Annotated in this window: 9 protein-coding genes and 1 pseudogene; 2 read left to right on the forward strand and 8 right to left on the reverse strand. The window is 62.7% G+C overall.

Annotated elements, in window-relative coordinates; all coding sequences use genetic code 11:
- Nucleotides 1-20: 20 nt before the first annotated feature.
- The 7 genes from rsmB to J7G73_RS11415 all read right to left on the reverse strand — a co-directional run bounded on the left by rsmB (nt 21) and on the right by J7G73_RS11415 (nt 6742).
- A complete protein-coding gene (rsmB, locus tag J7G73_RS11385; RefSeq protein ID WP_291246334.1) occupies nt 21-1325 on the reverse strand; it encodes a 16S rRNA (cytosine(967)-C(5))-methyltransferase RsmB in 1305 nt (434 codons plus the stop codon).
- Nucleotides 1318-2118, reverse strand: coding sequence for a methionyl-tRNA formyltransferase (gene fmt / locus J7G73_RS11390; RefSeq protein WP_291246335.1), 801 nt, complete (start codon nt 2116-2118; stop codon nt 1318-1320). The genes rsmB and fmt overlap by 8 nt, the downstream gene beginning before the upstream one ends.
- Entirely contained in the window at nt 2118-2648 is a 531-nt protein-coding gene (gene def, locus J7G73_RS11395; protein ID WP_087296073.1) for a peptide deformylase, read from the reverse strand. Before def ends, fmt begins: the two co-directional genes overlap by 1 nt.
- 72 nt (nt 2649-2720) lie before the next feature.
- On the reverse strand, nt 2721-4973 hold the full coding sequence (gene priA, locus J7G73_RS11400; protein ID WP_291246336.1) for a primosomal protein N': 2253 nt from the start codon (nt 4971-4973) through the stop codon (nt 2721-2723).
- A 34-nt stretch (nt 4974-5007) separates the two neighbouring features.
- A complete protein-coding gene (gmk, locus tag J7G73_RS11405; RefSeq protein ID WP_087296071.1) occupies nt 5008-5580 on the reverse strand; it encodes a guanylate kinase in 573 nt (190 codons plus the stop codon).
- Entirely contained in the window at nt 5573-5851 is a 279-nt protein-coding gene (remA, locus tag J7G73_RS11410; protein ID WP_087184296.1) for an extracellular matrix/biofilm regulator RemA, read from the reverse strand. The genes gmk and remA overlap by 8 nt, the downstream gene beginning before the upstream one ends.
- A 12-nt stretch (nt 5852-5863) precedes the next feature.
- Nucleotides 5864-6742 (reverse strand): YicC/YloC family endoribonuclease, encoded by an 879-nt coding sequence (locus J7G73_RS11415; RefSeq protein ID WP_291246337.1) that lies wholly within the window; start codon nt 6740-6742, stop codon nt 5864-5866.
- 230 nt (nt 6743-6972) lie between these two features.
- Here J7G73_RS11415 and J7G73_RS11420 point away from each other — a divergent pair, with 230 nt between their 5' ends.
- Complete coding sequence (locus J7G73_RS11420; RefSeq protein WP_291246338.1) at nt 6973-7743, forward strand: heparan-alpha-glucosaminide N-acetyltransferase domain-containing protein; 771 nt, start codon at nt 6973-6975, stop codon at nt 7741-7743.
- A gap of 223 nt (nt 7744-7966) precedes the next feature.
- Nucleotides 7967-9364, forward strand: coding sequence for a [FeFe] hydrogenase, group A (locus J7G73_RS11425; RefSeq protein ID WP_247643479.1), 1398 nt, complete (start codon nt 7967-7969; stop codon nt 9362-9364).
- A 79-nt stretch (nt 9365-9443) separates the two neighbouring features.
- Here the strand turns inward: J7G73_RS11425 and J7G73_RS11430 are convergent.
- Nucleotides 9444-9804 (reverse strand): annotated as a pseudogene (locus tag J7G73_RS11430) (pseudouridine synthase); the annotation flags it as partial.

A 9804-nucleotide genomic window follows, 5' to 3' on the forward strand; every position in this document is an offset into this window, starting at 1 on the left:
ATACAGGTTTTCTGCATGGTTCACAACTTCTCCATAATGGCAATGAAAAATCCGTCCGGCCCGGCCTTGCCCGGCAACAGGGTCAGCATGCCGTCCTCCACTTGTGCTCCTTCGGGCATGAAGGGGGGCTGGACGAGCCGGAAAGCGGCGTTTTGTTCCAGGAAGGCCCGCACGATGTTCTGGTTCTCCCGCGGGTCGATGGTGCAGGTGGAATACACGATGCGGCCGCCCTCTTTCACATAACGAGCGGCGGTGGCCAGAATCTTCGCCTGCAGCTCGTGCAGCTGCTCCACACCGTCCATGGTTTTGTAGCGGATGTCCGGCTTTTTGGCGATGATGCCAAGGCCGGAGCAGGGCACGTCACACAGCACACGGTCCGCCCCGGCAAACTCTTCCCGGTAGACCGACGCGTCGTTGTGCAGAACTGTTACATTGGTAAGGCCCGCGCGGGCGGCGGCCTTTTCGATCAGCGGCAGGCGGCTTTCCACCGCATCGCAGCTGATGAGGGTGCCGGTGTTCTCCATGTCCTCGCCGATGGTCAGGGTCTTGCCGCCCGGCGCGGCGCACAGGTCCAGCACCTTTTCCCCGGGCTTTGCCTGCAGGCTGTAGGCCGCCAGCTGGGAGGCCTGGCCCTGCACATGGTAAAGCCCCTGCCGGAAGGCCTCGGTGGCCGCTGGGCTGCCGGTAAACTTGGCCAGCAGGGTGTTCTCCAGCCAGCCGGGTTCCACCTCCGCGCCCTCTGCTTCCAGCAGTGCGGTCAGCTGGGCGGGTGTGGTTTTCAGCGGGTTGCACCGCAGGGCCACCCGGGGTGCTTCAAAGAATGCCTGCAGAATCTGCTCGCATTCTTCGGGATAATTTTTTTGAATCAATTTTACCACCGGCAGGCCCACGGAATACCGGATGCTCAGCCGCTCGGCCTCGGTTTTGAAGGAGGCCGAAGCCGGGTCCTGGGTCACGGCCTTGCGCAGCACCGCGTTCACAAGCCCGGCGGCGCTGGATTTTTTCAGCGCGCGGCACAGGCTCACCGACTCGTTCACCGCCACCGCGCGGGGCACCTGCATGTAGCGGGCCTGATACAGACCGCTGCGCAGGATGGCCCGCACCTGGGGGTCCAGCTTGGCCAGCGGGCGGCTCAGACAGCGGGCCAGCGCCCAGTCCAGGGTGAGCAGCCGCTCGGTGACGCCGTAGAACAGGGCGCTCACGAAGGCCCGGTCCCGGCCGGTCAGGTCCTGATGCTCCAGGACTGCGTTCAATACCAGATTGGCAAAGCCGCTCTCCTCCTGGCGGACCAGTGCCTGAACCGCGATGCGGCGGGCTTTATCCATAAACGTGTTCCTCCAATGGTGAAATTACAGCCGGTCGCCCGCTTTCAGGCGTCGACCCGCCGCCCAGGCGGAGCCCGCCTTCCTGCTCAAAGTAGGCCACCGGCCAGGGGTTCATGCCCCGCACCAGGTCGTGCAGCTTCTGGGCAGGCTGGTCAAAGGCAAAGCGGGCCATCTCCTTGGTCAGGGGCGGGGCCAGCGTGGCCTTGCTGTGGTCCTGCGGGGTGCGCACGGCAGTGCCCGCGGCGATGGAGGCAATGGTCTCCACCAGGGTCTTGGCGCCCTGGGCGGTGATGCGCTCGAACAGCTCGCCGCTGGTCTCCTCGGGGCCGATGGTCACCGGGGCGACGTTCAGAATGTCGCCGGTGTCCAGGCCCTCGTCCAGATACATGATGGAGACGCCGGTCTCCTTGTCGCCGTTGATCACCGACCACTGCACCGGCGCAGCGCCACGATACTTGGGCAGCAGCGAAACGTGCAGGTTGATGCAGCCCTTGGGCGGCACGCACAGCACCTCCGGCGGCAGGATGCGGCCATAGGCCACCACCACGATCAGCTCGGGGGCCAGCTCCCGAATCTGCTGCTGCACTTCTTCGGTGCGCAGGGTCTTGGGCGGGTAGACCGGCAGATTATGCTCCAGCGCCAGCTGCTTGACCGGCGGGGCGGTGAGAATCTGCTTGCGGCCCACCGGCTTATCCTCGCGGGTGAACACGCCGCACACCTCATACCCCGCTTCCAGAACGGCAGCCAGGCTGGCAGCGGCAATGTCCGGCGTGCCCATAAACAGAATGCGCATTATTCCTCGTCCTCTTCGATCTCGTCCGGGTAGTCGTCCTCATAGAAATGGTCGGCCAGGTCCATGATGGTGATGCCGTCCAGATGGTTGGTCTCGTGGCAGAAGCAGCGGGCCAGCATTTCCTCGGCCTCCATCTCGAAGGTCTCGCCGTGGCGGTCCTGGGCGCGGAGCTTCACCTTGCGGGGGCGGCTGATGGCGCCGTTGTGGCCCGGGAAGGACAGACAGCCCTCGTACAGGGTCACCTCATCCTCAGACTCCTCCAGGATCTCCGGGTTGATGCACTCGATGAACTTGGGCTCGTAGCCCTCGGGCATGGTGCCATCCTCCGGCAGGTCGCGCTCGTCCAGCGCGATGAACAGGCGGCGCATCACGCCCACCTGGGGGCCGGCCAGGCCCAGACCGCCTGCGTCGATCAGGGTTTCTTTCATATCGTCCAGCAGAGTTGCCAGACGGTCGTCAAAATTGGTCACCGGGCGGCAGACCTTTTTCAGAATGGGATCGCCGTCCTGCACAATGGTACGCAGAGCCATAGAAGTTTATCCTCCTTAAAATGAGCCGGCGGGAAGGCCGGCGAGATTGGTTGATGAAGTGTGCCCGAGGGGTCAGTCGCCGTCGGAATTGAAGTCCAGCGTCACCGACGCTTTGGACGGCAGGCCCTCGTCGCTGTAAGCCGCCAGCACCCTGCCCAGCACCTGGCGGAAGGCCCGGTCGTTGCGGCATTTGATGGTGAGCTTGTAGCGGTAACGATCCTTGACCATGACAATGTTCATGGGTGCGGGGCCTAAAATCCGCAGCGGCATGCCCGGATGGGCGCTGGCCTCGATGCCCAGCAGCCGGGCAAAGCGGGCGGCCGCCTGCATGGTGCGGTTTTCGTCCGCGCCGCTGAAGGCGGCAATGCAGACGCTGCAGAAGGGCGGATACAGGCAGATCTTGCGGAACATGATCTCCTGATCAAAAAAGGCCTCGTAGTTCTGGGCCGCCGCCAGATTCAGGGTGGAATTTTCCGGGTCCATGGTCTGGATCAGCGCCCGGCCCGCGGCCCCGGCCCGGCCGGAACGGCCGATCACCTGGGTCACCAGCGAGAACACATTCTCCACCGCCCGGAACCCCTGGGAAAAGAGCAGCGAGTCGATGCCCAACACGCCCACCAGGGTCACCTTTTCAAAATCCAGGCCCTTGGCCACCATCTGGGTACCCAGCATGATGTCGTATTCGCCCCGGGCGAAAGCCGCCAACATGTTCTCGTGGGCGTTCTTCTGGCTGGTGGAGTCCTGGTCCATACGAAGCACCCGGGCGTCCGGGAACAGCTCGGCCAGCTCCTCCTCCACCCGCTGGGTGCCGAAGCCGGTGTAGCGCACCTTTCCGCCGCATTCCGGGCAGACGGTGGGCACCGGGGAAATCGCCTTGCCGCAGTAGTGGCAAAGCAGCTTGTTTTCGGATTTATGATACACCATGGGGACGCTGCAGCTGGAGCATTTGATCACCTGCCCGCAGCCGGAGCACATGCCCACGGTCTTATAGCCCCGCCGGTTGAGCAGCAGGATCGCCTGCTCGCCCCGGGTCAGGGTCTGGCGGATGCGCCCGGCCAGCGCGGTGCTGATGCTGCCGGAGTTTCCGGCGGCCAGTTCGGCGCGCATATCCACCATTTCCACCGCGGGCAGCGGCTGGCCCGCATAACGCCGGGTGAGCTTATACAGGGTATAGCGGCCCTCCAGCGCGGCTTGGTAGCTTTCCACACTGGGGGTGGCCGAAGCGAACAGCACCAGAGCGCCGTGGTCCACGGCCCGGCGCTTGGCCACCTCCCGGGCATCGAAGCGGGGTGCGCTTTCCGACCGGTAGGTGTGCTCCTGCTCTTCGTCCAACACGATGAGGCCGATGTTTTTCAGCGGCGCGAATACCGCACTGCGGGTGCCCACCACGATGTCGGCCCCGCCGGCCTGGATCATCTGCCATTGCAGCAGGCGCTCGGTGTGACTGAGAGCAGAATGCTGCACCGCTACCCGCCCGCCGAAGGTCTGCTTCAGGCGGCGGATCATCTGGGGGGTCAGGCTGATCTCCGGCACCAGCACCAGGGCAGTCTTGCCCAACTCCAGCGTGCGCTGAATCAGCTTTAAAAACACCAGCGTTTTGCCGCTGGCGGTCACCCCATAAAGCAGGGCGGCACTGGGCTTGTTTTGCGCCATCTGGGCGCACAGCCCGTCGTACACCTGCTGCTGTTCCTCACTGAGGATGATGGGGTCGTTTGTCTGGGGAATGTGGCTGAACAGGTCCAGCACCTTATCCACCTGCCGCTTTTGCAGCACGCCCTTTTCGCACAGATTATCCAGCACAGCGCGGCTCAGGCCCAGCTGAGCCAGCGCACTTTGGGGCAGCGGGCCGCTTTGCAGCGCCGCCACTGCCGCCTGCTGTTTGGCGGTGGGCTTTGGTTTTTCGGGCAAAGGCCCTGCAAGGGAATATTCCGGCTCGGTATGGCGCACCAGCTGTTTTTGCAGCCGGGGGCCGTTTTCCGTTTCCGCCGGTTTATACTGGGCCCCATAGGGGATGATGGCCTTGACCGCCTCGTACCAGGTGCAGAAGGTGCGCTCCTTCAAAAAGCGCACCAGACCCAGCAGCTCGTCGGTGAGGCGAGCGTTTTCCGGCGCTGCGTCGAACAGTTCCTTGCAGCGGCCCGCCTCCTCCTGCTGACCCACAGCCAGCACAACGCCCATGCGGGGCTTGTTGCCCCGGCCGAAGGGCACCAGCACCATGCCCCCCGGAACCACCGGATGGGCCAGTGTGGGGGGCACCAGATAGGTATAGAGCTTATCAAAATGAAACGTGGCGCCGCTTACTGCCACCTGGACTGTTTGCAGCACCGCGCCGCGCTCCCTTCCGCCCGCCGGGGGCGGGTCACTCTTCTTCCTGCTGATATTTCTGGATCAGGCCGTAGATCTCCTCGGCACACTCGTCCACGGTGTCGTTGATCACGACCTCGTTGTAGTCCACCGCGTACTCCATCTCCTCCACCGCACGGGCAAGGCGCTTTTTGATGGATTCCTCGGTCTCGGTGCCGCGGCCCCGCAGCCGCTCCTCCAGCTCGCCGTAGCTGGGCGGCCGAACAAAGATGGTCACCGCATCGGGGTACAGCTTCTTGATGTTGCCCGCGCCGATTACCTCGATGACCAGAATCACGGTAATGCCGTTTTCAATGCGCTTGTCCACCTCGGACTTGGGGGTACCGTAGTAGTTTTCGCAGTATTCCGCGTACTCCAGAATCTCACCCGCCTGAATGCGGCGTTCAAACTCCTCGCGGCTCAGGTAGAAGTAGTTTACCCCTTCCTTTTCGCCGGAGCGCATGGGGCGGGTGGTGGCGGAAACCGAAACCTCGATCTCCGGGTGCAGCTCCATCAGCCGCTTGACCACCGTGTCCTTGCCGGAGCCGGAAGGCCCGGAAATTACGATCAGATGGCGTTCCTTATTCATTGTCCAGTTCGTCCTCCATTTCATCCTCGGCATCGTCGGTGTCGTTCAGACGGTTGGCCACGGTCTCCGGCTGCACGGCAGACAGGATCACATGGTCCGAGTCCATGATGATAACCGCACGGGTACGGCGGCCGTAGGTTGCGTCGATGAGGGAGCCCTTATCCCGCGCTTCCTGCACGATGCGCTTGATGGGCGCGGATTCCGGGCTCACGATGGCGATCAGCCGGTTGGCGCTGACCATGTTGCCAAAGCCGATGTTGATCAGTTTCATGCTTGGCTCTCCTTACTCGATGTTCTGGATCTGCTCGCGGATCTTCTCGATCTCGGCCTTGGTGTCCACCACGATGCGGGTGATGGCGATGTCCTGGCACTTGGAGCCGATGGTGTTGATCTCCCGGTTCAGCTCCTGGGTCAAAAAGTCCAGCTTGCGGCCCACCGGACCGTCGCTTTCCAGAATCTCGCGGTACTGGGCGATGTGGCTGCGCAGGCGAACCGTCTCCTCGTCCACCGCGGTCTTGTCACCGAAGATGGCGGCCTCGGTGAGAATGCGCGCCTCGTCGATGTTCTGATCCTGCAGGATGGTCTGCAGGCGGGTGTACAGCTTCTGGGTGTAGGCCTGCACCCGCTCGGCGCTGCCTTCCTCCACCTTGCCCACGTTGGCCTCGATGGTGGCAAGGCGGCCCATCACATCCGCCTTCAGCTTCTCGCCCTCCACGGCCCGCATGGCCACGAAGTTTTCCAGCGCGATGGTGCACACCTGGCTCACATCCTGCCACAGCTGCTCCTCGTCCACATCCGCGTGGCGCACGCTCAGCACATCCGGGTAGCGGGCGATCAGACTGGCGGTGGCGTCGTTCTTCACGCCCAGCTGCTCGGCCAGAGCGGCCAGTGCGTCGGCATAGCTTCTGGCCAAAGGCAGATCCACCTCCACCGCCACATCCTGGCTGCCCACGCTCTGCATCTGCAGGCTCAGCTCCACCTTGCCCCGGCTGATGCTTGCGCTGAGCAGCTTTTTCAGCTTATCATCCAGATAGGCACAGCTGCGGGGGATGCGGGAGGAATACTCAAAATAACGGGAGTTTACGCTTTTGATCTCGACGGTGATGTCCCGTCCGTTCAGGATTGCTTCGCCGCGGCCGTAGCCGGTCATGCTCAAAGCCATTGATAAAGGCACCTCGTTCCCTTAGGATCGTTATTGAAATCGCCGGGGTCTGCCCGGCCTGAAACCGGCTGCGGACATATTTCCCCATTTAAATATACATGCTATTATTCTACTCGGTTTGGCGCTTCATTGCAAGTTTTTTATCGCTCCGTGCCCGGCCGCCCTTGTTTTGCCCGCCGCCTTATATTACAATGGATGCGTTGATTTTCCGGCTTTGGGGAGGATTTTTCATGCAGACGAGGGAACGCTGGCATCTGATCGACGGGCTGCGGGGCCTGGCACTGGCCAACATGGTGCTGTATCATCTTTTATTTGATGTCTATGTGATCTGGGGCTTCGATCCCCTGTGGCCCGCCCGGTGGCCGGTGCGGGTGTGGGAGCGGTGCATCTGCTGCGCCTTCATCTTTATCAGCGGCCTGTGCTGGCACTGGGGCAGGCGGCACGCGCTGCGCCGGGGGCTTGTGCTCAACGGCTGCGGGCTGCTGATCACTGCCGTGACCCTGATCGCGGTGCCGGACCAGGCGGTGTGGTGCGGGGTGCTCACCTTCCTGGGCTGCGCCACTCTGCTCACCATCCCGGTGGACCGGCTGCTGAATGGCCGGTGGGCAGCTGCAGGCCTTGCGATGAGTCTTGTGCTGCTGGCGGTGTTCTGGCCGGTGAACCAGGGCTGGCTGGGCCTTGGCACGTGGCGGCTCTGGCAGCTGCCGGACGCGCTTTACCGCTCCCGCCTGCTCACGGTGCTGGGCTTTCCCTTTCCGGGTTTTTTCTCCAGCGATTACTTTTCCATCCTGCCCTGGTATTTTCTCTTTCTTGCAGGCTACTTTGCCCGGCCGCTGCTGTTTGCCAGCGAGCATGTAAAGCGGGCTGCCCGGCTTCGGCTGCCGGGGCTTGACTGGCTGGGACGCAAAAGCCTACCGGTCTATCTGGTGCACCAGCCCTTGTGCATGGCACTGTGCATTGTTTTTCTTTCGCCCGCCTCCCCTTTTTGCCTTGTGAAATGAATCCCGACTTTCGTTTTGTACAGCGCTCTTTTCCAGAAAAAAGAGCGCTGTTTTTATTTTTTCGCTTTGCTTCAAGTCTGCCTGTGTGCGAACCTTCTAAAATATAGTCGAATATTTTGTCTGCTTTGTCAGTTGATATTAACGATAATTATTACTATAATTAAATCCCGACTGTTTTCGGTTTTCAAAGGAAGAATACATAACCTATTATGAAGAAAGGAATGTGAGGAAACTGAACCACCTGCCCTTATCCGTCCGCGTCCCCATTGAGGAGGACAATCCCAGCATCCTGCGCCACGAACAGGCCTGCATTCGCTGCGGCATGTGCAAGGAAGCCTGCACCAACCTGATGGGGGTGCACGGCAGCTACACACTGGAAGACACCGGCAACCGCGCCATCTGTATCTACTGCGGCCAGTGCGCCAACGTCTGCCCGGTGGACAGCATCGTGGAGCGGGACGAATGCCCCCAGGTCCGCCAGGCGGCCGCCGACCCCGACCGGGTGCTGGTGGTCAGCACCTCGCCCTCGGTGCGCGCTGCGCTGGGCGAGGAATTCGGCATGGAGCCCGGCGCCTTTGTGGAAGGCAAAATGGTGGCGCTGCTGCGTGCTCTGGGCGCCGACTACGTGCTGGACACCAACTTTGCCGCCGACCTGACCATCGTGGAGGAGGCCAGTGAGCTGATCCGCCGCATCACTGAAAAGGACCGGCCCCTGCCCCAGTTCACCAGCTGCTGCCCCGGCTGGGTCCACTTTGCCGAGATGTATGCCCCCGAGCTGCTGCCCCATCTGTCCACCGCAAAGAGCCCCATCGGCATGCAGGGCCCCACGGTCAAGACCTACTTCGCCAAGAAGATGGGTCTGGACCCGGAGAAGATCGTGCATGTGGCCCTTACCCCCTGCACCGCCAAAAAGTTCGAGATCCGCCGCCAGGAGCTGCACGGCGCTGCGGACCATCTGGGCATCCCCGGCCTGCGGGACACTGACCAGGTGATCACCACCCGAGAGCTGGCTCGCTGGGCCAAGGCCGAAGGGGTGGACTGGAACGCATTGGCGGATTCCGCCTACGATTCCCTGATGGGTCAGGCTTCGGGCGCGGGTGTGATCTTCGGCAACACCGGCGGCGTGATGGAAGCCGCCCTGCGCACTGCCTACGCCTACCTGACCGGCGAAAGCGCTCCCCAGAGCCTGCTGAATCTGACCCCGGTTCGCGGCTACGAGGGCGTGCGGGAGGCGCAGGTGGAGATCGGCGACCAGACGCTTCAGGTCGCGGTGGTCTACGGCACCGCCAACGCCCGCGCCTTTTTGCAGCGCATGAAGGAAAGTGGCAAGCAATACCATTTTGTGGAGGTCATGGCCTGTCCCGGCGGCTGCATTGGCGGCGGCGGTCAGCCCAAAAACATCATGCGGGATGCGGACGAAACCCGCAAACAGCGCATCGCTGCCCTTTACCGGCGGGACAGCTCCATGGAGCTGCGTACCAGCCATGAGAACCCGGAGATCAAGCAGGTCTACGAGGAGTTTTATGGCCAGCCTCTCAGCGAGATGGCCGAACAGATGCTGCACACCAGCTACCGGGATTGCAGCGGCCTGTTGAAGAGTCAGCCCGTTTCCGGCGAATAAGTTTTTAAGCACAGCAAGGCCCCCGGCCTGCCGCAACATGCGGTGGGCCGGGGGCCTGTTTCATTTCATTCGGGTGCGATCAGCCGCGCCGGGGCCGACTGGGCCGGGAGGGAGCGGTGCTGCGCTTTTTCTGGTGCTCGCGGCGCTGCTCAGCAGCCTCCTGGGCACGCTGGGTCTGGGCGCGGGCCTTGCCCTTCTGGGCGGCGGCACGCAGGGCGGCCACCTCGCTCTTGGTCAGCTCCCGGTACTGGCCGGGCTGGAGCATGCCCAGCTTCACCGCGCCCATAGCGCTGCGGCGCAGGCGGATGACCTCCAGGCCTACTGCCTCGCACATGCGGCGGATCTGCCGGTTCTTGCCCTCCTTGATGGTCATTTCCATCACGGTGCGGCCCGGCTCATCCACCACCACGTTGATCACCGCGGGCTGGGTGACGCTGCCG

The organism is Allofournierella sp., assembly GCF_017889395.1.
Lineage (GTDB): Bacteria > Bacillota > Clostridia > Oscillospirales > Ruminococcaceae > Allofournierella.

What these genes read in the sequence shown, in the direction of transcription:
- J7G73_RS11415 (WP_291246337.1), bottom strand. Translation starts at nt 6,742, where the DNA reads ATGGCTTTGAGCATGACCGGCTACGGCCGCGGCGAAGCAATCCTGAAC.
- def (WP_087296073.1), bottom strand. Translation starts at nt 2,648, where the DNA reads ATGGCTCTGCGTACCATTGTGCAGGACGGCGATCCCATTCTGAAAAAG.
- rsmB (WP_291246334.1), bottom strand. Translation starts at nt 1,325, where the DNA reads ATGGATAAAGCCCGCCGCATCGCGGTTCAGGCACTGGTCCGCCAGGAG.
- gmk (WP_087296071.1), bottom strand. Translation starts at nt 5,580, where the DNA reads ATGAATAAGGAACGCCATCTGATCGTAATTTCCGGGCCTTCCGGCTCC.
- fmt (WP_291246335.1), bottom strand. Translation starts at nt 2,118, where the DNA reads ATGCGCATTCTGTTTATGGGCACGCCGGACATTGCCGCTGCCAGCCTG.
- remA (WP_087184296.1), bottom strand. Translation starts at nt 5,851, where the DNA reads ATGAAACTGATCAACATCGGCTTTGGCAACATGGTCAGCGCCAACCGG.
- J7G73_RS11420 (WP_291246338.1), top strand. Translation starts at nt 6,973, where the DNA reads ATGCAGACGAGGGAACGCTGGCATCTGATCGACGGGCTGCGGGGCCTG.